Origin of the sequence: Streptomyces sp. NBC_01235, from assembly GCF_035989285.1 — a bacterium.
Taxonomy (GTDB): domain Bacteria; phylum Actinomycetota; class Actinomycetes; order Streptomycetales; family Streptomycetaceae; genus Streptomyces.
On sequence record NZ_CP108513.1, the window covers coordinates 3,568,296 to 3,588,717 of the forward strand.

General features: G+C 71.9%; 19 protein-coding genes and 2 pseudogenes. 12 read left to right on the forward strand and 9 right to left on the reverse strand.

Annotated features, from left to right (window positions below; all coding sequences use genetic code 11):
• Nucleotides 1-133 precede the first annotated feature (133 nt).
• Both OG289_RS15550 and OG289_RS15555 read left to right on the forward strand, forming a co-directional pair.
• Entirely contained in the window at nucleotides 134-1,159 is a 1,026-nt protein-coding gene (locus tag OG289_RS15550; protein ID WP_327314613.1) for an ATP-binding cassette domain-containing protein, read from the forward strand.
• A complete protein-coding gene (locus OG289_RS15555; RefSeq protein ID WP_327314614.1) occupies nucleotides 1,156-1,980 on the forward strand; it encodes an ABC transporter permease in 825 nt (274 codons plus the stop codon). Before OG289_RS15550 ends, OG289_RS15555 begins: the two co-directional genes overlap by 4 nt.
• A gap of 43 nt (nucleotides 1,981-2,023) precedes the next feature.
• On the opposite strand, the gene OG289_RS15560 is transcribed toward OG289_RS15555, so the two are convergent.
• A complete protein-coding gene (locus OG289_RS15560; RefSeq protein ID WP_327314615.1) occupies nucleotides 2,024-5,362 on the reverse strand; it encodes an AfsR/SARP family transcriptional regulator in 3,339 nt (1,112 codons plus the stop codon).
• Nucleotides 5,363-5,526: 164 nt separating this feature from the next.
• Between OG289_RS15560 and OG289_RS15565 the strand changes: the two genes are divergently transcribed.
• Nucleotides 5,527-6,327: a site-2 protease family protein gene (locus OG289_RS15565; protein ID WP_327314616.1), complete on the forward strand. Its 801-nt coding sequence runs from the start codon at nucleotides 5,527-5,529 to the stop codon at nucleotides 6,325-6,327.
• Here the strand turns inward: OG289_RS15565 and OG289_RS15570 are convergent.
• Nucleotides 6,317-6,508, reverse strand: a complete 192-nt coding sequence (locus OG289_RS15570; RefSeq protein WP_327314617.1) for a hypothetical protein — start codon at nucleotides 6,506-6,508, stop codon at nucleotides 6,317-6,319. The genes OG289_RS15565 and OG289_RS15570 overlap by 11 nt on opposite strands.
• 62 nt (nucleotides 6,509-6,570) lie before the next feature.
• Nucleotides 6,571-7,299, reverse strand: a complete 729-nt coding sequence (gene npdG / locus OG289_RS15575) for an NADPH-dependent F420 reductase (RefSeq protein WP_327314618.1) — start codon at nucleotides 7,297-7,299, stop codon at nucleotides 6,571-6,573.
• 103 nt (nucleotides 7,300-7,402) lie between these two features.
• On the opposite strand from npdG, the gene OG289_RS15580 reads away from it, so the two are divergent.
• Entirely contained in the window at nucleotides 7,403-7,999 is a 597-nt protein-coding gene (locus OG289_RS15580; protein ID WP_327314619.1) for a hypothetical protein, read from the forward strand.
• Nucleotides 8,000-8,107: 108 nt separating this feature from the next.
• Nucleotides 8,108-9,462, forward strand: a pseudogene (locus tag OG289_RS15585) (MFS transporter).
• Here the strand turns inward: OG289_RS15585 and OG289_RS15590 are convergent.
• Nucleotides 9,463-9,696 carry a hypothetical protein gene (locus tag OG289_RS15590; RefSeq protein ID WP_327314620.1) on the reverse strand — a complete coding sequence of 78 codons (234 nt, stop codon included), beginning with the start codon at nucleotides 9,694-9,696 and terminating at the stop codon, nucleotides 9,463-9,465. It abuts the pseudogene before it with no gap.
• Between the two features lie 57 nt (nucleotides 9,697-9,753).
• On the opposite strand from OG289_RS15590, the gene map reads away from it, so the two are divergent.
• Together map and OG289_RS15600 are read left to right on the forward strand one after the other, a co-directional pair.
• Complete coding sequence (gene map, locus OG289_RS15595; RefSeq protein WP_327314621.1) at nucleotides 9,754-10,611, forward strand: type I methionyl aminopeptidase; 858 nt, start codon at nucleotides 9,754-9,756, stop codon at nucleotides 10,609-10,611.
• Nucleotides 10,612-10,789: 178 nt separating this feature from the next.
• Nucleotides 10,790-11,437, forward strand: coding sequence for a biliverdin-producing heme oxygenase (locus OG289_RS15600; protein ID WP_327314622.1), 648 nt, complete (start codon nucleotides 10,790-10,792; stop codon nucleotides 11,435-11,437).
• A gap of 152 nt (nucleotides 11,438-11,589) precedes the next feature.
• On the opposite strand, the gene OG289_RS15605 is transcribed toward OG289_RS15600, so the two are convergent.
• Nucleotides 11,590-11,793: a hypothetical protein gene (locus OG289_RS15605; protein ID WP_327314623.1), complete on the reverse strand. Its 204-nt coding sequence runs from the start codon at nucleotides 11,791-11,793 to the stop codon at nucleotides 11,590-11,592.
• 133 nt (nucleotides 11,794-11,926) lie between these two features.
• Complete coding sequence (locus OG289_RS15610) at nucleotides 11,927-12,571, reverse strand: PhzF family phenazine biosynthesis protein (protein WP_327314624.1); 645 nt, start codon at nucleotides 12,569-12,571, stop codon at nucleotides 11,927-11,929.
• 45 nt (nucleotides 12,572-12,616) lie between these two features.
• Here OG289_RS15610 and OG289_RS15615 point away from each other — a divergent pair.
• The 5 genes and pseudogenes from OG289_RS15615 to OG289_RS15635 form a co-directional block, all read left to right on the forward strand.
• Nucleotides 12,617-13,236, forward strand: a pseudogene (locus tag OG289_RS15615) (ATP-binding cassette domain-containing protein); the annotation flags it as partial.
• Nucleotides 13,237-13,424: 188 nt separating this feature from the next.
• Nucleotides 13,425-14,564, forward strand: a complete 1,140-nt coding sequence (gene efeO, locus OG289_RS15620; RefSeq protein WP_327314625.1) for an iron uptake system protein EfeO — start codon at nucleotides 13,425-13,427, stop codon at nucleotides 14,562-14,564.
• 16 nt (nucleotides 14,565-14,580) lie between these two features.
• Entirely contained in the window at nucleotides 14,581-15,828 is a 1,248-nt protein-coding gene (gene efeB / locus OG289_RS15625; protein ID WP_327314626.1) for an iron uptake transporter deferrochelatase/peroxidase subunit, read from the forward strand.
• 3 nt (nucleotides 15,829-15,831) lie between these two features.
• Complete coding sequence (gene efeU / locus OG289_RS15630; protein ID WP_327314627.1) at nucleotides 15,832-16,725, forward strand: iron uptake transporter permease EfeU; 894 nt, start codon at nucleotides 15,832-15,834, stop codon at nucleotides 16,723-16,725.
• Nucleotides 16,664-17,674: a hypothetical protein gene (locus tag OG289_RS15635; protein ID WP_327314628.1), complete on the forward strand. Its 1,011-nt coding sequence runs from the start codon at nucleotides 16,664-16,666 to the stop codon at nucleotides 17,672-17,674. The genes efeU and OG289_RS15635 overlap by 62 nt, the downstream gene beginning before the upstream one ends.
• Before the next feature lie 95 nt (nucleotides 17,675-17,769).
• Here OG289_RS15635 and OG289_RS15640 read toward each other — a convergent pair whose 3' ends face one another.
• The 3 genes from OG289_RS15640 to OG289_RS15650 form a co-directional block, all read right to left on the reverse strand.
• A complete protein-coding gene (locus tag OG289_RS15640) occupies nucleotides 17,770-18,507 on the reverse strand; it encodes a bifunctional DNA primase/polymerase (protein ID WP_327320685.1) in 738 nt (245 codons plus the stop codon).
• A gap of 149 nt (nucleotides 18,508-18,656) precedes the next feature.
• On the reverse strand, nucleotides 18,657-19,289 hold the full coding sequence (locus tag OG289_RS15645; RefSeq protein ID WP_327314629.1) for a TetR/AcrR family transcriptional regulator: 633 nt from the start codon (nucleotides 19,287-19,289) through the stop codon (nucleotides 18,657-18,659).
• A gap of 117 nt (nucleotides 19,290-19,406) precedes the next feature.
• Nucleotides 19,407-20,408: a Gfo/Idh/MocA family protein gene (locus OG289_RS15650; RefSeq protein WP_327314630.1), complete on the reverse strand. Its 1,002-nt coding sequence runs from the start codon at nucleotides 20,406-20,408 to the stop codon at nucleotides 19,407-19,409.
• Nucleotides 20,409-20,422: the final 14 nt, after the last annotated feature.

Here is a 20,422-nt window from a genome sequence, read left to right on the forward strand (position 1 = left end):
ACCGACCGCCCGCCGATCTTCCCCCGTCGGCGGGCGGTCCTGTGCTCGGGGCCCTGCCCCCCGACCGGTGCTGTCGGTCGTCTGTCGGTGGTTTGTCGGTGGTTTGTCGGTGGGGGCTGGCACCGTTCCTGGCATGACGCGAATCGACAAGAACCCCAGTGGCGCGGAAAGCGCTGTGACCGTTCGGGGGTTGGTCAAGCACTACGGCGAGACCAAGGCACTGGACGGCGTCGACCTTGATGTACGCGAGGGAACCGTCATGGGGGTGCTCGGGCCGAACGGCGCCGGGAAGACCACCCTCGTACGGATCCTGTCCACCCTGCTCGCTCCCGACAGCGGGCGCGCCACCGTCGTCGGCTACGACGTCGTACGCCAGCCCCGGCAGCTGCGCCGGGTGATCGGGCTCACCGGGCAGTACGCCTCCGTGGACGAGAAGCTCCCCGGCTGGGAGAACCTCTACATGATCGGGCGGCTGCTCGACCTGTCCCGCAAGGAGGCGCGGGCCCGTGCCGACGAGCTGCTGGAGCGGTTCTCGCTGACGGACGCGGCCAGGCGGCCCGCCGGGACGTACTCCGGCGGCATGCGGCGGCGGCTCGACCTCGCCGCGTCGATGATCGGCCGGCCGCAGGTGCTGTTCCTCGACGAGCCGACCACCGGCCTCGACCCGCGCACCCGCAACGAGGTGTGGGACGAGGTCAAGGCGATGGTCGGGGACGGGGTCACCGTGCTGCTGACCACCCAGTACATGGAGGAGGCCGAGCAGCTCGCCTCCGAGCTGACCGTCGTCGACCGGGGCAAGGTCATCGCGGGCGGCGGCATCGAGGAGCTGAAGGCCCGAGTCGGCGGCCGGACGCTGCGGATACGGCCCGCCGACCCGCTGGAGCTGCGGCCGTTGGCAAGCTGGCTCGACGAGCTCGGCATCACCGGGCTCGCCACCACCGTCGTGGACGCGGAGCGCGGCTCGGTGCAGGTGCCGGTGCTCAGCGACGAGCAGCTCACCGCCGTGATCGGCGCGGTCAGCGCGCGCGGCATCACACTCACCTCCCTCACCACCGAACTGCCCAGCCTGGACGAGGTGTTCCTGTCCCTCACCGGCCACCGTGCCAGTGCCCCGCAGGACACCGTGCCCGCCGACGCCCGCGAGGAGGTCGCCGTATGAGCGCCGCCGTCACCACCATCGACCGCGGCACGGACGCCGACGCGCGCATCCCGCTGCGCAGCCATCTCCGGCACACCGGCGCATTGATCCGCCGCAACCTGCTGTGGATCCGGCAGGACCCGGAGTCGATGTTCGACGCCATCCTGTTCCCGGTGATCTTCACGCTGCTGTTCGTGTACGTCTTCGGCGGCTCCATCGGGCAGTCCATGGGCGGCGGGCAGGACGAGTACATCCAGTACGTCGTGCCCGGGCTGCTGGCCATGATGGGGATGAACATGGCCCAGGGCGTGGGCACCGGCTTCAACCAGGACTTCAACACCGGGGTCATGGACCGGTTCCGGTCCCTGCCGATCGGGCGCGGTTCGGTGCTGTTCGCCAAGATCGCGGTCGAGCTGATGCGGATGCTGCTCGCGGCCACCGTCCAACTGGTCGTCGCCGTGCTCGTGGGCTTCGACATCACCAACTGGCCCGGGTTGTTCGGCGCGGTGGGACTGGCGACGGTGTTCGGCTCGGCGCTGATGTGGGTGTTCCTCACGCTCGGCGTGGTCATGAAGAGCGCGCAGTCCGTGCAGGCGATGGGCTTCCTGGTGCTGATGCCGCTCCAGTTCGGCTCGTCCATCTTCGCGCCGACCCGGTCCATGCCGGGCTGGCTGCAGAACTTCACCGACTACAACCCGCTGTCCTCGCTCGCGGACGCGGCGCGCGGACTGATGGTGGGCGGCCCGGTCGCGCACGGGCTGTGGGTGACGCTGGCCTGGTCGGCGGGTCTCACGGCGGTGATGGCACCGATCGCGATCCACAAGTTCCGCACCAAGAACTGACGAACCGAAGAACCGAAGGGCACAACGACCGGCCGACCGCCGGTCACACCAGGGCGGTGGCCTCCTCGTAGGAGAGGCCGCCGCCCTCGGCGTACGCGGCCTCGAAGTCCGGGTCTCCGAGCACGGCACGGGTCCGGGCCATGGCCAGCTCGCGCGCCTCGCGTTCCCAGCGCGGGGGTACGTGGGCCGGCGGCAGCAGGGCGTCGCCGGCGCCCAGACAGCGGGCGGCGGCAGCGGCGCGGCTGCCGCCGTCCACGCTGCTGAGAGCGGTCGCGGCGACGGACAGGTAGACGGAGCGCATCTGCGGGGCGATGGCCACGGACAGCGGGTCCGTGGCCCGCGCGAGGGCACCGCGGATGTCGGTCAGGGCCTGCGCGTACCGGCCGTCGACCGCGTTCAGCCAGGCCTCCGCGCCCAGCAGGAAGGCGTCGAAGACGGCGAAGGGCCCGAAGTCGAACCCCTCGCGCAGCACCCGGAGTTGCTCGCGGGCCTCGGTGCGGCGACCGGTGACGCCGAGCCAGCCGGCGAGGAAGAGACGGGCCGCGGGGATGGCCTCGTTGCCGACGTGCTCGGGGCCGTCGATCACCTCGCGCAGCAACCGCTCGCCCCGCTCCTCGTCCCCCGCCTCCAGCAGCACGCTGCCCAGCCGGGCGCCGAGGACCGCCAACTGGGCTCGGGCGCCGAGCCGTTCGGCGTGTTTCATGGCGTCCTCGTAGTCGGCGGCGGCCCTGCGGTAGGCGCCCAGCCGCTCGTGGGCCTCGGCGCGCGCGGAGAGTGCCTCGGCGGTGCCCCAGGCGTCGCCCAGGCGCCGGAAGATCTCCAGCGCCTCGTCGGCGTCACGGAAGGCGTTCTCGGCCGAGTCGGAGCGGTTGGCGAGGATGTTGGCGCGCATCTGCAGACAGAAGGCGAGCTCCCACTCGTAGCCGGGCGTGCGGCTGCAGGTGTCGACGCCGCCGTCGAGCATGGCCTGGATGCGTTCCATGTCTCCGGTCATCAGCACGGCGAAGAACCAGAGCACGCCGGGCACCCGGCAGGTCTGCGGGAGGCCGGGCTCGTAGGCGTCGGCGATCAGGCGCAGCCTGGCTTGCGCGGCCGGGGTCCGCCAGGCCTCCAACTCGGTGTCCATGCAGGCGAGGTGAGCCAGGTGGACACCGCGCCGGGCCTCCGTGAGGATCTCGCCGGTCATGGGCGGCGGGGTGTCGGTGCAGGACGTCCACACCGGGGCGGCCCGGAGCAGGGGTTCGGCGAAGGGGTCGGGGCCGAGGGCCATGACCTCGCTGCACCAGATGCGGGCCTCGATACGCAGGTCGCGCATCTGCCAGTACCAGGCGAGGGACAGGGTCAGACTGAGCGCCTCCTGCTCGTCCCGTGCGGCGACGGCGCGGCGCAGCGCGGTGCGCAGGTTGTCGTACTCCAGTTGGAAGCGGTCGACGGCGGCGCGCTGATCGAGGCCGCGCAGCAACGGCTCGGTGGTGCGGGCGAGTTCGCGGTAGTACGTCAGATGCGCGCGCTCGGCGGCGGCCCGCCGGCCCGACTCCTCCAGCCGCTCGGCCGCGTACTCGGCGACGGTCTCCAGGAGCCGGTAGCGCATGTCGCCGCCGGGGGCGGGGGCGGCGACGACGACGAGCGACTTGTCGACGAGGGACGCGAGGGAGTCGAGCGGGTCGCGCGTGGCGGGGCCGCACACCGCCTCGACGGCGGCGAGGTCGCAGTCGCGGGCGAAGACCGACAGCCGGGCCAGCACGTCGCGTTCGTCCTCGTCGAGCAGGTCCCAGGACCAGTCGACGACGGCCCGCAGGGTCTGCTGGCGGGGCAGGACGGTACGGCTTCCGGAGGTGAGGAGCCGGAAGCGGTCGTCGAGCCGGTCGGCGATCTGACGGGGCGTCAACATCCGCAGCCGGGCGGCGGCGAGCTCGATGGCGAGGGGCAGACCGTCGAGGCGACGGCAGATCTCGGCGCAGGCCGCCGCGGTCTCGTCGTCGGCGTCGGTGCGGAATCCGGGGCGGGCCGCCGCGCCCCGGTCGGCGAGCAGCCGCAGTGCGACCGGCTCCGGCAGCGGGTCCAGCGGGCGCAGCACCTCCCCGGGCACGCCGAGAGGCTCACGGCTGGTGGCCAGCACCGTCACCTCCGGGCAGCGCGCCAGCAGCTCCTCGACGAGCCGGGCGGCGGCCTCGACCACGTGCTCGCAGTTGTCGAGGACGATCAGCATGCGCCGTCGGGCGCAGTGCTCGACGAGACGCTCCACGGGGTCGTCGTGACGCTCGGAGACGGCCCGCAGCTCCTCGGCGCCGGCGCCGTACAGCACGGTCTCGCGGGCCCCCACGGCGGTGAGGACGGCCTGCGGCACGGCGTCGGGGTCGGCGACGGGCGCGAGCTCGGCCAGCCAGACGCCGTCGCCTGCCGCGTCCCGGACGGCCTCGGCGGCCTCCTGCGACAGCCGCGTCTTGCCGGCCCCGCCGGGCCCGAGCAACGTGACGAGCCGCGCGTTCGCGAGATCCCTCCGGATGGCCGCGATGTCGTCCTCCCGGCCGACGAAGGAGGTGAGGCGGGCGCGGAGATTGCCGGGGAGCGGGCCCGGCGCGCCGGGGGTTCCGGACCCCACCAAAGGGGACGGCTCCCTCGGGCCCCCCAGGCCGTCCGGGCCCCACAGGTCTCCCGGGTTGAGCAACTCCGCGTGCAGGCCGCGCAGTTCGGGGCCGGGATCGGCACCGAGGCGGTCTGCCAGCAGTCGGCGGACGTCGTCGTACGCGGCCAGTGCCTGGGCGGTACGGCCCGCTTCGCGCATCGCGCGCAGGCGCAGGGCCTGGAGAGGCTCGTCCAGCGGGTGGGCGTCGCACAGGGCGGTGAGTTCGGGCAGCGACCGCTCGGCGTGACCGAGGGCTATCGCGGCGGTGTGCCGGGCGCGCACCGCGTCGAGGCGGCGGGACTCCCAGCGGGCCGCCTCGGCGGCGCGGTCGGGCAGGTCGGCGAGGGCCGGGCCGTGCCACAGGGCGAGGGCGTCGTCGAGAAGGACGGCCGCCTTGGCGGGGTCGCCGTCGGTGAGGGCGCGGGCGCCGTCGGCGGTCAGCCGTTCGAAACGGTGCAGGTCGACGTCGTCGGGGCCGGCCGCCAGCCGGTAGCCGCCCTCGGCGGAGTCGATCGCGCCCGCCCCGAGGGTCCGGCGCAGCCGCCCGACCAGCGCCTGCAACGCGCCCGGCGCGTCGGCGGGCGGGTCCCCGGCCCATACCTCCTCCGTCAGCAGCCCCGCGGGAACGCTCCGCCCGGCCCGCAGCGCCAGCACGGTGAGCAGGGCACGCAGCCGCGCCCCGCCGACGACGACGGGGGTACCGTCCGGACGAAGTGCCTGGGTGGTGCCGAGGATGCGATAGCGCACGGGGTCCATTCTCTCCGGTGGGATCGGGGGCGGTCACGGGTTCGGGCGGTGTGGCGTGAGCGGTCGGGCCGCCCTCCTGGGAACCGCCGGCCGGCCGCGACACGTTTTCCCAGCACGTCCGCGCCGGGTACGGTCGGGCAGTTCCACACGTGCGTACGAACTCAGGGGGCACCATGACCACCGCCACCAGCCGCCACAGCGAGCGGCGGATCAGTCCCGTCTTCGTCGGGATCCTGGCCGTGACGGCAGTCACCGGCTGGGCGACCTGGACGGGGTTCGCCGAGCAGCCGGGCGTGGCGGTGTTCCTGTTCGTGACGGCGGCCTGGATCGTGTCCCTGTGCCTGCACGAGTACGCACACGCGCGTACCGCCCTGCACAGCGGTGACATCTCGGTCGGGGCGAAGGGATATCTCACGCTCAACCCCCTGAAGTACACGCACGCCCTGCTCAGCATCGTGCTGCCGGTGCTGTTCGTGATCATGGGCGGGATCGGTCTGCCCGGTGGTGCGGTCTTCATCGAGCGCGGGCGGATCCGGGGCCGCTGGCGGCACAGTCTGATCTCGGCGGCCGGTCCGCTGACGAACGTGCTGTTCGCGGTGGTGTGCACGGCGCCGTTCTGGCTGGACGCGCTGGACGGCGTGCCGGGCGAGTTCCGGTACGCGCTCGCGTTCCTCGCGATGCTCCAGGTGACGGCCGCGATCCTCAACTTCCTGCCGGTGCCGGGTCTGGACGGCTACGGGGTCATCGAGCCCTGGCTGTCGTACGGCGTCAAGCGGCAGGTGGAGCCGTTCGCGCCGTTCGGTCTGCTGTTCGTGTTCGCGCTGCTGTGGGTGCCGTCGGTCAACGGCGTCTTCTTCGACATGGTCGACGCGGTGCTGCGCGGTCTCGGCATCGGCGACTTCGAGACGTACTGCGGTCAGGCGCTGTACCGCTTCTGGGAGGGCACGAACGAGGTCTGCTCGGTCAGCCGGTGACGTCGGCCCCCGCGGCCTTGCGGAGCTTTTCCCGCTTCACGTAGTACCAGGTCATGTTGGACGACAGGCCCGCGAGCAGCACCCACACGACGCCCAGGAGGCTCCCCTGGGCGAAGGAGACGACCGCCGCGACCACGGCGAGGACGCAGACGACGAGGGTGTAGAGGGCGAGGCGGGGCATGGGTCCGGTTCTCCTGTCGGGGGGACACTGCTGGGCTGCTCCGACCAGTGTCCCCCATGCGCTCACACGTCCGTGACGCGCAGCCCCGCGTGGGCCTTGTAGCGGCGGTTGACCGAGATCAGGTTGGCGACCAGGGACTCCACCTGGTGGGCGTTGCGCAGCCGCCCGGCGAAGACGCCGCGCATCCCGGGGATGCGGCCGGCCAGCGCCTGCACGATCTCGACGTCGGCCCGCTCCTCGCCCAGCACCATCACGTCGGTGTCGATCTCGTCGATCTCCGGGTCCTGGAGGAGGACCGCCGAGAGGTGGTGGAAGGCGGCGGCGACCCGGGAGTCCGGCAGCAGGGCGGCGGCCTGCTCGGCGGCGCTGCCCTCCTCCGGCTTCAGCGCGTAGGCGCCCTTCTTGTCGAAGCCGAGCGGGTTGACGCAGTCGACGACGAGCTTTCCGGCCAGCTCCTCGCGCAGCGACTCGAGGGTCTTGCCGTGGCCGTCCCACGGTACGGCGACGATCACGATGTCGCTGCGGCGCGCGGCCTCGGCGTTGTCGGCGCCCTCGACGCCGTGCCCGAGCTCCTCGGCGGCCGCCTGGGCTCGGTCGGCGGCACGCGAGCCGATGATCACCTTCTGGCCGGCCCTGGCGAGCCGGTAGGCGAGGCCCTTGCCCTGCGGGCCGGTCCCGCCGAGCACGCCGACGACCAGTCCGGAGACGTCGGGGAGGTCCCACGGGTCCTTGGCGGGGGCCTTCGCCGGGGCGCCCGCGGCGGCGGTGTGTGCACTGTCGGTAGAGGTCATGGGCCGACTTTACGTGGGCATGGTGGGCGCCCTTTCGCCGCGCCGGGTGAATGAACGGCGAACCGTCAGTCCCCGGTGGCCGATTGGGGCAGGATGCGGCCGCATGGACGCCGTACGGGTCGCGCTGCTGCGTGAGGTGCTCGCCGGGACCGAGTGGCTGGGGGCCGCCCGGAGGTTCGGCGCGGTGCTGCGGGGGTCGGTGGTGTCGCACGGGGGCGGGCTGCTGCTGGTGGGGACGGCGGCCTACGAACCCTGGCATCTCGCGGCGCATCTGGTGGACGAGGCGGCGTGGTCCGGTACGCCGGAACTGGCGCCCACGCTCGTACGGCATCACGCGCGCCCTTCCGACCCCGCGCACCTCGCGGTGGGCCTGGGCCGGATCGAGGCGGCCCGGCGGGGCGAGACGCTGCTGGTGGCATCGCCGTCGGGGGACGCACCGCTGCTGCAACGCGTGTCGGACGCCCGCCGGGCCGGCGTCACCGTCCTCGCCCTCGGCCCCGGCGAGGGGGACCTGACGGCCCTGGCCCACGAGACGCTGCCCGTACCGGACGGCTCCGAGCTGGACCTCGACACCGTGCAGCACCTGGTGAGCGCGGCCGCCGGCGAGACGTTGCCGCCGGCAAGGACGCGCCGACGTTTCGGTGACCGGCTCTCTCACCTCGCCGAGCGTCTGACGGCCCCGCCCCCTCCCCCTTGGTGACCTTCCCAGCCACCCACCTGCGCGCCGACAGCGCCGGGTGGCTGGTTGCCTCGGTGGGGTCGAAAAGCAGTTGCCGCTCTCTTCGGTGGCCGCCGACCACGGCCCCTCGTGACCGACGACGCCTTTGCCGCCTCCGCTCCCCCTCCCTCCGGTTTTCGCGCGCTTCTTCCCGACCTCGCCCCCTGGCGGGCCTCGCGGGACTTCCGGCGGCTCTGGGTGTCGGGGACCGTGTCCAACTTCGGGAGCTTCCTCACCTTCGTCGCGCTGCCGGTGCAGTTGAAGGAGCTGACGGGGTCGGCCGCGGCCGTCGGGGCGATCGGGGCCGTGGAGCTGCTGCCGCTCGTGGTGTTCGGGCTGTACGGCGGGGCGCTCGCGGACGCGTGGGACAAGCGCAAGCTGATCGTGTGGACGGAGGCCGGGCAGGGGCTGCTCAGCGCGGTGCTGCTGGTCAACGCGCCGCTGCCGGGTCCCGCCGTGTGGCCGCTGCATCTCGTCGCCGCGCTCTCCTCCGCCCTGGTCTCCGTCCAACGGCCCGCGCTGGACTCGCTGTGGCCGCGGATCGTCGCCCACGAGCACCTGCCGGCGGCGGCCTCGCTGAACTCCCTGCGGTGGACCGTGGGCGGGGTCGCCGGACCGGCCCTCGCCGGCCTCGTCGTCGCGTACGCGGGTCTCGGCTGGGCCTACGGGGCCGATCTCCTCACCTTCGTCGTCTCCGTGGCCCTCGTCGTGCGGATCGCCGCCTCGCCCGCCGCGCACGAGGCCGCGAAGCCCTCGCTCAAGGCCATCGCCGAGGGCGCCCGGTACGCGTGGGGCCGCAAGGAGCTCCTCGGCACCTACGCCGTCGACCTCGCCGCGATGTTTCTCGCCATGCCGCTCGCCGTGCTGCCGTTCCTCGCGGACGAGCTGGACGCCGAGTGGTCGCTGGGCCATGGGGGTCCCCCCATGCCCTTAAGGCTATGGGGGAGTACGCGTCGGTTCCGGCGGGGGCGATGCTCGTGAGCCTCACCAGCGGCTGGACCTCGCGGGTGCACCGGCACGGACGGATGGTGGTGCTGTCGGCCGCGCTGTGGGGCCTGGCCGTCGCGGGCGCGGGGCTCGTGGGCAACGTATGGCTGGTGCTGCTGTTCCTGACCCTGGCCGGCGGCTTCGACATGGTCAGCGGGATCTTCCGCGGGGTGATGTGGAACCAGACGATCCCGGACGAGCTGCGCGGGCGGCTCGCCGGGATCGAGTTGCTGTCCTACTCGGTGGGGCCGACGGTCGGCCAGGTGCGCAGCGGCGGCTTCGCGGCCTGGCTGGGGGTGCGGACGTCCGTCTGGTCGGGCGGGGTGCTGTGCGTCGGCGCGGTGGGACTGCTCGCGCTGTGCCTGCCGGGGCTGATGACGTACGACGTCCGCACGAACGTGCACGCGGCGCGGCTGCGTCGACAGCGGACAGCGGCCGCGCCGGCCGTGGACGCGTGATCAGTCGTCGTCCGTGGCACCGCCCGTCGGGGCGTCGTGCCACCTGGGGTCGTTCTCCCACTGGAGGTTGCGCTCACGGGCGCTCTCCATCGCGTGCTCGGCCTCCGCGCGGGTGGCGTAGGGGCCGAAGCGGTCCTTGCCCGGGCACTCCGGCCCCTCCTCGACCTTCTTGTGCTCCAGGCAGTAGTACCACTCACCCGGTTTGCCGACGGTCCGCTTCTTGAACAGGGGCATGACGGCTCCTCTCGCCAACGACATGTTCCCCCATGGCCGCTCGTTAGACTCACTGGCATGTCTGGCCAGTCGCTGCTCGTCCCAGGGGTGCTGTCCCCCACCCGTTCCGTGCCCGGAAACATCCGCCGCCCCGAGTACGTCGGCAAGCCCGCGCCGACGCCCTACACCGGCCCGGAGGTGCAGACGCCCGAGACGATCGAGGCGATGCGCCGGGCCGGGCGGATCGCCGCGCAGGCGATGGCGGAGGCCGCGAAGCTGATCTCGCCGGGGGTCACCACCGACGAGCTCGACAAGGTCGCGCACGAGTACATGTGCGACCACGGCGCCTACCCGTCCACCCTGGGCTACCGCGGCTTCCCCAAGTCCCTGTGCACGAGTGTCAACGAGGTCATCTGCCACGGCATCCCGGACTCGACGGTGCTGCGCGACGGCGACATCGTCAACCTGGACGTGACGGCGTACATCGGCGGGGTGCACGGCGACAACAACGCCACGTACCTGGTGGGGGACGTCGACGAGGAGTCGCGGCTGCTGGTGGAGCGGACCCGGGAGTCCCTGGAGCGGGCGATCAAGGCGGTCCGGCCCGGCCGGCAGATCAACATCATCGGGCGGGTCATCGAGTCGTACGCGAAGCGGTTCGGATACGGGGTGGTGCGGGACTTCACGGGGCACGGGATCAACTCGTCGTTCCACTCCGGGCTGATCATCCCGCACTACGACAGCCCGCACGCGACGACCGTGATCCAGCCCGGGATGACCTTCACGATCGAGCCGATGCTGACGCTCGGCACCCACGAGTACGACATGTGGGAAGACGGCTGGACCGTGGTGACCAAGGACCGCAGGCGGACGGCCCAGTTCGAGCACACGCTGGTGGTGACGGAGACGGGGGCGGAGATCCTCACCCTGCCGTAGCCGTCCCGCCGTGACCGACCCCTTCTGTCCTGAGCCCGCTCTCCTCGGAGGGCGGGCTTTTCGTCGGGCGGGTAGGTTCGTACCTGGGAGGTTTTTCCGACAGGCTGTCGGAAAAGATACCGACAGAAGGTCGGCAAGACGTTGACTTAGGTAAGCCTAACCATAGAAAATCGAGACCATGGACTCCTTCTCGGCAGTCATCCGTACCGCGTCCCACGAGCAGCACGTGGAGGCGGAGACCTCGACGTTCATGAGCAACCTGCTCGGCGGCAGGCTCGGCGTCGACGCGTACGCGCGCTACACCGAGCAGCTGTGGTTCGTGTACGAGGCGCTGGAGGCGGAGGCCGAGCGGCTGGCGTCGGACCCGGTGGCCGGGCCCTTCATCCGGCCGGAGCTGTTCCGGCTCGCCTCGCTGGCGCGGGACCTGACGCATCTGCGGGGCGCCGGGTGGCGGACGGGACTGTCGGCCCTGCCGGCGACCGCGGCGTACGCGGCGCGGGTGCGGGAGTGCGCCGAGCGGTGGCCGGCCGGGTACGTCGCCCACCACTACACGCGCTACCTGGGCGACCTCTCCGGCGGGCAGATCATCCGCGACAAGGCGGAGCGCACCTGGGGCTTCGAGCGCAAGGGCGACGGCGTCCGGTTCTACGTCTTCGAGGGGATCGGCAACCCGGCGGCGTTCAAGCGGGGCTACCGAAAGCTGCTGGACGGGATGCGCGCGGACGACCTGGAGAAGCAGCGGATCGTAAGCGAGTGCAAGCGGGCCTTCGCGCTGAACACGGCGGTCTTCCGGGCCCTGGGCGAGGAGTTCCCCCTCTCAGCGTGAGCCGGCCGAACGGCCGCAGGGCCGGACGGGCCGCACGGCAGACGGGACACACGGGCGGACAGGCCGCACGGCAGACGGGACACACGGGCGGACAGGCCGCACGGCAGACGGGACGGGCCCCTTCGCTTTGCGGCGAGGGGCCCGGTGGCGGGTCAGAAACGGTCGCAGTGCTTCCCGGCCCAGAAGATGTCGGCCGAGGCCGTGTCGATACCGCCGACGTACGGGCTGCAGACGCCCTCGTCCCCACCGAAGTAGTGGTGGTGACGGGGACCCGCGTCGGCGGTGGCGGTCGTCGCGCCGGCGGCGGCGAGGGCGACACCCAGGACGGTCGCGGCCAGAACTGAACGGATACGCATGGCGTTCCTCTCACGGGACTCAGTGGTCAGGCCCAGAGATCCCCGTTCACCCCCGTTCGTCCCCGCCCGCACCCACCAGACCACCCGTACGGCCGCCCGAAAGACCACGGACGCCCGCGACCGGCCGCAGGGTTCAGCGCTCCAGGAACACCCGTCCGCCGATCTCCACCCAGCCGTGGGGCTGCGGGGCCGTCAGGATCTGGGAGCCCGCGCCCTGGGTGATGTTCAGGGCGCGGCCGAGGCGCTCGGTGAGCAGGAGCGCCGCCGCGCCCGTCGCCTCGTCCTCGTCGATGCCGTCGTCGCGGCCGGGGAAGCCGCGGGCGCGGACGCGGCCCGCGGGCTCGTCCTCCCAGGCCCAGGCGTAGACCCACTCCCCCTTGGGCGGCACGGGCAGGTCGTCGACCTCGGCGGCGGTGGCGTACTGACGGAACGTGCGCGGCGGGGCCCACTCGGCGCGCGCCTCGATCCAGGTGAACTCCCCGTCCAGGCGGGTCCCGACGACACCGGCCGGCGTGACGAGCTCGGGCACGTCGAGCAGCCAGGCGACGCCCACGCACGGGTAGCCCGCGAAGGGCAGGCGCGTGGTGGGCGTGTAGATGTCGATGATCCCGCGCTCGGGGTCGTCGACGAACACCGTCTCGCTGAAGCCGAGTTTGGCCGCGAGGTCCTGTCGGTCCTCGCGGTCCGGCAGCACCGAGCCTTCGCGGACCACGCCCAGTTCGTTGCCGTAGCCGCCGTTCGGCGCACAGAAGACGCGGAGCACGTCGTAATCAGTCACCGGGGAATTGAAGCACCGCTCGGCAGGGACCAGGAAAATCACGCCGCCGGGGATCCTCCCGCCGTGCGCGGGGGCGTCCGGATTCACGGGCGGGACGCCACCGAGTGGAGTGCGCCGGAGCCGGCGTTGCGGCGGGCCGCACTCCCCCAAGTCGCCGCACTGTCCTTTCCGTCCCGCGTGGAGGAGGTCGTGCGGACGGGGCGGGCACCGCACGCCTCCTCCCCGCCGAGACGACCCCGTCGTCGCCGAGGCGATGGCCGCCATCCGAGGTGACCGGCTTCGCCGGACGGCCGTTCGCCGCTTCGAGCGGAGGCGAGCGGGCCCGGGCCGCGTCGGCGCGGGTGCTCGCGCGGCAGGCGCCGTTGCTTCGGCTCGACGAGCCGACCGCCGCTCCGGACCTCAGGCACCAGGAGCTCGTGATGCGGCTCTGCCGGGCGCGGGCGCGCGAAGGGGACGTCACGGCCGTCGTGTTGCACGATCCGGGGCACGCCTCCGCCTACGCGCACCGGGTCGCGATCCTGCGCGCCGGGCGGGTCGCCGCCGCCGGCCCGCCGGGCGAGGTGTCCAACGAGCGGCTGCTGGGCGATGCGCATGAGCACGCCGTCGAGGTGCGTTCACCTCCGCGGACCGGGACTGTACTGGTGACCCCGAAGCGGAATCTTTGAATCTCCTTTGACCTTCTCTTGGGGTCCATTTTGAGCCGCCGTGATCGGCTCGTGCTCTTACGGCGTCCATGAGAGGTGAATCACGGCACGGACGGGTATTACGCAGGTAAGCCTTGGATAAGTTAGGCGAGGCTCACCAATCCTGTGAGTCGCGTCACGCGAATATTCAGCCATCGCTGGGAGCCCGAATGCGAGCCGCCAGACTGTCCGTCGTCACCGCCGTCACCGCCGTGACCGCACTGACCGCCGTCACCGGGTGCACCTCGAAGAGCGACGCCAAAGACGGCGACCGTGTCATCAGCGTGACGGCCACGGACTCCAAGTGCGAGACCTCCAAGAAGGAGATCTCGGCCGGGCACCTCGAGCTCGCCATCGAGAACAAGGGTTCCAAGGTCACCGAGGTCTACATCCTCTTCCCGGACGACCGGGTCGTCAGCGAGCGCGAGAACATCGGCCCCGGCACCAAGCAGCGGGTCACCGCCGAGGTCAAGGCCGGCGCCTACGAGATCGCATGCAAGCCCGGTATGAAGGGCGACGGCATCCGCCAGGACCTCAAGGTCACCGGCGGCTCCGCCGCCAAGCGTGATCCCCGCCTGGACAAGGCCGTGGCCGCCTACCGCTCCTACTCGCAGACCCAGGCCGACGAGACGCTGCCCAAGGTCGCGGCCTTCGTGGCGGCGATCAAGGCCGGGAACATCGAGGCCGCGAAGAAGGCCTACGCCCCCTCCCGCATCGGCTGGGAGCGCACCGAGCCGGTCGCCGAGTCCTTCGGGGACATCGACCCTCTGGTCGACACCCGCGCGGACGGCCTGGAGGCCGGCCAGAAGTGGACCGGCTGGCACCGCCTGGAGAAGTCCCTCTGGCAGGACAAGAAGATCACCGCCGAGGACAAGACCCTCGCCGACCAGCTCGTCACCGACCTGACGGACTGGCAGAAGCGGGTCGGCAAGGCCGACATCACCCCGACCTCCATGGCCAACGGCGCCAAGGAGCTCCTCGACGAGGTCGCCACCGGCAAGATCACCGGCGAGGAGGAGACCTACTCGCACACCGACCTGGTCGACTTCAAGGCCAACGTCGAGGGCGCGCAGCAGTCGTACGAGCTGCTGAAGGCGGTCGCCAAGGAGAACGACGCGGCCCTGGTCACCGAGCTGGACAAGCAGTTCGCCGCGCTGAACGCGCTGCTGGACACGTACCGCCCGAACACGTCGTCGTACGAGTTCACCTCGTACGACAAGGTCGGCGCCGCCGACCGCAAGAAGCTGTCGGACGCGGTCAACGCGCTCGCCGAGCCGCTGTCCAAGCTCGCCGCCGCCGTCGCGAAGTAACCGGGGGACCACGGATATGTCAGAGACCCAGAACAGCAGTCCGTCCCGCCGGTCGCTGATCGGCTGGGGCGGGGCCGGGCTCGCGCTCGGCGCCGCCACGGCCGGTGGCGCGGTCGCGATGACCCGCACAGGCAACGACGTCGACCCCGCGGCCGCCGACACGGGCGCCGCCGTCGACTTCCACGGCACGTACCAGGCGGGCATCGCCACGCCCGTGCAGGACCGGCTGCACTTCGCCGCGTTCGACGTGACGACCACGGACCGCGCCGAGTTCGTCCAGCTGCTGAAGGACTGGACCGAGGCCGCCCGCCGGATGACGGCCGGGAAGGCTGTCGGGGAGGGGGCGTACGGCGGTCTCGCCGAAGCGCCCCCGGACGACACCGGCGAGGCCCTGGGGCTCAAGCCGTCCCGGCTGACCCTGACGGTGGGCTTCGGGCCGTCGCTGTTCAAGAAGTTCGGCCTCGCGGCCGACCGTCCCGACGCCCTCGTCGACCTGCCCCAGTTCGCCGGGGACGCGCTCGACGCGGCCCGCAGCAACGGCGACCTGTGCGTCCAGGCCTGTGCGGACGACCCGCAGGTCGCCGTGCACGCGATCCGCAACCTGGCCCGGATCGGCATGGGCAAGGTCGTCATCCGCTGGTCGCAGCTCGGCTTCGGCAAGACGTCCTCCACGACGCCCGACGCGCAGACCCCGCGCAACCTGATGGGCTTCAAGGACGGCACCCGCAACATCGCGGGCACCGAGACGGACCGGCTGAAGAAGTTCGTGTGGGTCGGTGAGAAGGACGGCCCGCAGTGGATGGTGGGCGGCTCGTACCTCGTCGCCAGGCGTATCCGCATGCACATCGAGACCTGGGACCGCACCTCGCTCCAGGAGCAGGAGGACATCTTCGGCCGGGACAAGGGCGAGGGCGCTCCGGTGGGCAAGGCGAAGGAGCGCGACGAGCCGTTCCTGAAGGCCATGAAGCCGGACGCGCACGTACGGCTCGCGCACCCGGACTCCAACCACGGCACGACGATCCTGCGCCGCGGCTACTCCTTCACCGACGGCACCGACGGTCTGGGGCGTCTGGAGGCCGGGCTGTTCTTCCTCGCCTACCAGCGTGACGTGCGCGAGGGGTTCATCCGCGTCCAGCGCAACCTCGCGACCGACGCGCTCAACGAGTACATCCAGCACGTGGGTTCGGCGGTCTTCGCCGTCCCGCCGGGCGTCCGCGACAAGGACGACTGGTGGGGCCGGACGCTGTTCTCCAAGGAGGCGTAGCCCGTGTTCTCCAACTACCTGATCGGACTGCGCGAGGGGCTGGAAGCCTCACTGGTGGTCTGCATCCTCATCGCCTACCTGGTGAAGACCGACCGCCGGGACGCGCTGAAGCCGGTGTGGACCGGTATCGCCATCGCGGTCGCGATCGCCATGGCTTTCGGCAGCGTCCTCGAATTCGGTTCGCAGGAACTGACGTTCCAGGCGCAGGAGGCGCTCGGCGGGTCGCTGTCGATCCTCGCCGTCGGGCTGGTGACCTGGATGGTGTTCTGGATGCGGCGCACCGCCCGGCACCTGAAGGCGGAGCTGCACGGCAAGCTGGACGCGGCCCTCGCGATGGGCACGGGCGCGCTGGTAGCCACCGCGTTCCTCGCGGTCGGCCGGGAGGGCCTGGAGACGGCCCTGTTCGTGTGGGCGTCGGTGCACGCGGCCGGCGACGGCACCCCGCGCCCGCTGATCGGTGTGGCGCTGGGCCTGGCGACGGCCGTCCTGCTGGGCTGGCTGTTCTACCGCGGGGCGCTCAGGATCAACCTCGCGAAGTTCTTCACCTGGACGGGTGGCATGCTCGTCGTCGTGGCCGCGGGAGTGCTGGCGTACGGCCTCCACGACCTCCAGGAGGCTGACTGGATCCCGGGGTTGACGGACAAGGCGTTCGACATCAGCGACACGATCCCGCCGGACAGCTGGTACGGCACGCTGCTGAAGGGCGTGTTCAACTTCCAGCCCGATCCGACGGTCCTCCAGGTCACGGTGTGGCTGCTGTACCTGGTCCCGACGCTCGCGCTGTTCCTCGCCCCGGTAGGGTTCGCCTCCGGGAAGGGGAAGGTGAAGTCACCTGATGACCAGGGAACGCAGCCTGACGACCGGGGTTCGAGGGCCTCGAAGGCTCCGCAGGCGTGACCGGTACGCACTCATAGCGGCCTCGCTCACCGCCGTCTCGCTCACGGCGAGCGGCTGCGTGGTGGTGCACGGGGAGCGCGAGGTGCTCCCGGCGGCCACGAAGGCGGAGGCCGCGAAGGCGATCGAGCAGTTCACGGCCGCGTACAACAAGGCGGACAAGGCGTACGACAGTTCCCTGGACGCCGAGTACACCACCGGCGCCCTCGGGATCATCGACGCGGCACGGCTGAAGGCGGGGCACGTCAACAGCCCGGACGGCAACCCTCAGCACACACCGCTGGTGTTGTCGGACGTGAAGTACACGATCGTCGAGAAGGCGGGCTGGCCGCGCTGGTTCGTCGCCGACGCGAAGGGCAACAAGGGCGGCGACTCGCGCTGGCTGATGGTGTTCACCCGGGGCGAGATGTCGGAGCCCTGGCAGGCGACGTATCTGACGCTGGTGGCGCCGGGCTCGGTGCCGGAGTTCGAGAAGGACGCGGACGGTGTCGCCGAGGCCGTACCGGCGGACACCGCCGAACTGGCGCTCGCGCCCGCGGACCTGAGCAAGGACTACACGGCGTATCTGCAGAGCGGCAAGGGCTCCTTCGCGGACGGCGCGTTCACCGACGCGCTGCGCGACGCGCGCGCGAAGAACGCCATCAAGCCGGGGCTGGTCACGCAGTACATCGACGAGCAGCTGACCGAGGGCGACTACGCGCCGCTGGCGGTGCGGACGGCGGACGGCGGGGCGCTGGTGTTCTTCACCACGCACCACTACATGAAGCAGACGGCCGCGGCGGGTGCTGCGGTGCCCACCGCGAACAAGAACGTGCAGGCGTTGACGACCGGGGAGGTGAAGCAGTCGCTGACGATGGAGTTCGTCGCCAGCGGGATCGCTGTGGATCCGGCGAAGGGGAAGGTGTCTGTGCTCAGCCGTCTGGAGGGGCTGACCGGAGCCAAGGGTGAGTAGGCCGTCTTGAATCCGCGGGCACGCTGTGGCTGGTCGCGCCCACGCGGCGGAGCCACATGTCAGGCACAGCCCCGCGGCCCCTTGGGGGATTGCCCTCAGCGGTGTCGGGGCCAAACCCCTGCCTGATGATCCTGGTCCTGGCCGACGTGCCGTGCGCACGCGTCCGTGAGGGCTTCCAGGAGGGTCAGCGGGTCGGGGAGGGGGTGCTCGGGGCCGCGTAGCCAGTGCACCGACCGGCCGTCGTCGCCCGGGAGGCGGGCGGGGGGTACGAGGACGTAGGAGCCCCGGCAGTGCCAGCGCAGGCCGGGGTGCTCGTCCATCGTCTCGGGACGGCAGTCCAGTTCGCAGGGCCACCACTCGTCCTCGTCCTCGGGGGTGCCGCGGGTGAGGGTGAAGAAGAGCATCCGGCCGTCGTCGCTCTCGGCGACCGGGCCGACCTCTGTGCCGGAGCCGAGCAGCCGTTCCAGGGCCTGCTGTCCCGCCTCCAGGGGCACGTCGAGGACGTCGTGCTTCATGCCGGTGGCGGTGATGAAGTTGGCCTGCGGCTGGTGGCGGGCCCAACGCTCGATCTGGGCGCGGTCGGTGGTGGACTGCGTCTGCCAGGCGAAGGACACCGGGTGCCGGGCGGGGGTCGGACAGCCGACCCGGTCGCAGGAGCACCCGTAACCGGGGGCCGGGTGGGCGGCGGGCGCGAGGGGGAGTCCCGCTTCGGCGGCGGCCAGCAGCAGGGCCTCACGGCCGCCTTCGTCGGCGGCCTCGGCCGGGCCGTTTCCGCGTAGCCGACGAGAGAGTTTGCGCCACAAACCGGTCCGGTCGTCGAACTCCGCGCTCATCTGTCCCCTCGCCTCGCTGGTGCGGACAGCATGCCTCATGGCCCCACCATCCTGCGCATCGGGGGTCCGGCGGCCTGAATCGGGGCAGGTGGGACGAGGTGGGACGGGTGGGACGGGTGGGACCAGAGCTACCGATGTGCCTCACGGGGTCATCGTGGCGCGAGCCCGTGGAGGGCGTAGTCGACGAGGGTGTCGGTGTACTCGTAGGTGATCGGGCCGGTGTACTGCAGCCAGCGCTGGGCGAGCGGGGAGATGAAGAACTCCAGGGCGATGCGCGGGTCGAGGTCGGCGCGGACCTGCCCGGCCTCCTGCGCCAAGCGCAGCCGGTCGACGTACAGCTGGATGGACGGCTCCATCAGCCTGGCGGTGAACTCCCGTCCGACCTGCTCGTTGATGACGCCCTCGGCGGCCAGGGCCCGGGAGGGCGCCTCGAACCTGGGGTCCGTCAGCTGGTCGACGGTGGCCCGCAGCACCGCCTTGATGTCGGCGGCGAGGTCGCCGGTGTCGGGGATGACGTACGGCTCGTGCTCCGTTCCCCCGGCTTCCCGCGCCGACTGTTCGCCCAGGTCCAGGAACGCCTCCAGCAGGACGTCGGCCTTCGACCCCCACCACCGGTAGATGGTCTGCTTGCCGACGCCGGCGCGGGCGGCGATGCCCTCGATCGTGGTCTTCGGGTAGCCGACCTCCACGACGAGGGCGATCGCGGCGTCGTAGATCGCGCGCCGGGACCGCTCGCTGCGGCGGGAGGTGTCGGGGGCCGGCTTTCCGGACTGGGTGACCATGGATCGACGGTACCGTCGACGGCCCCGAGGACGTGAGACGGCACGTCTCAGGAAACCGCGGGCGGGACGTTGCGCAAGCGGTTGCCCGCGCTGTCGCGCGTGCTGCTGCCCGCGCTGTTACGCGTCCTCTCCGGGGTAGCGCACGCCTATCCGCTCCCGGACCGTGTCCAGCGTCCGCATGACGGCGAGGCTGCCGTCGAGCGGTACGAGCGGGGACTCGGTCTCGCCGGCCCGCAGCGCGCGCATGACCTCGCGGGCCTCGTGCCGGAACGTCGTACGAGGCCCGTCGGCCGGGTCGGCGGCGAACTCCTCGGGGTCGCGGCCGGCGCGGTGCAGGACGAGGCGGTCGGGGTGGAAGAAGCCGGACGGGATGTCGATGCGACCGCTGGAGCCGGTGACGGAGGCGGTGGTGCCCGTGCCGCCGGTGAGGGAGCAGTGCAGGGCGGCGAGCGCACCGGAGTCCCAGGACAGGGCCAGCGCCGTCTGCAGGTCGACGCCCTCGGCGGACAGGACGGCCTGGGCGGCGATGCGGCTGGGTTCGCCGAGCAGGAGCTGGGCGAAGGAGACCGGGTAGACGCCGAGGTCGAGGAGGGCGCCGCCGCCCTGGGCGGGGTCGCGCAGCCGGTGCGAGGGCGGGAAGGGGCCTTCGAGGCCGAAGTCGGCCTGCACGGTGCGGACCTCGCCGATCGCGCCGTCGTCGACGAGGGCCTTGAGCCGGCGGATGACCGGGTTGCAGTACATCCACATGGCTTCCATCAGGAAGCGCCCGTTGCCGCGGGCCAGCGCGACGAGTTCCTCGGCCTCGCGCACGTTCAGCGTGAACGCCTTCTCGCACAGCACGTTGCGCCCGGCCTCCAGGCAGAGGCCCGCGGCGGTGCGGTGGGCGGCGTGCGGGGTGGCCACGTAGACGACATCGATGTCCTCGTCGTCCGCGAGCAGGGACCAGTCGCCGTAGGCGCGGGGTATGCCGAACCGTTCGGCGAACACCTTGGCCGAGGCCTCGGTGCGCGAGGCGACCGCGACGACCTCCGCGTCGGGCAGGTCGATCAGGTCCGCCGTGAACGCGCCCGCTATCCCGCCGGTCGCCAGGATCCCCCACCGCACCGTGTCCGTCGTCATACCCTGCCCGCCCC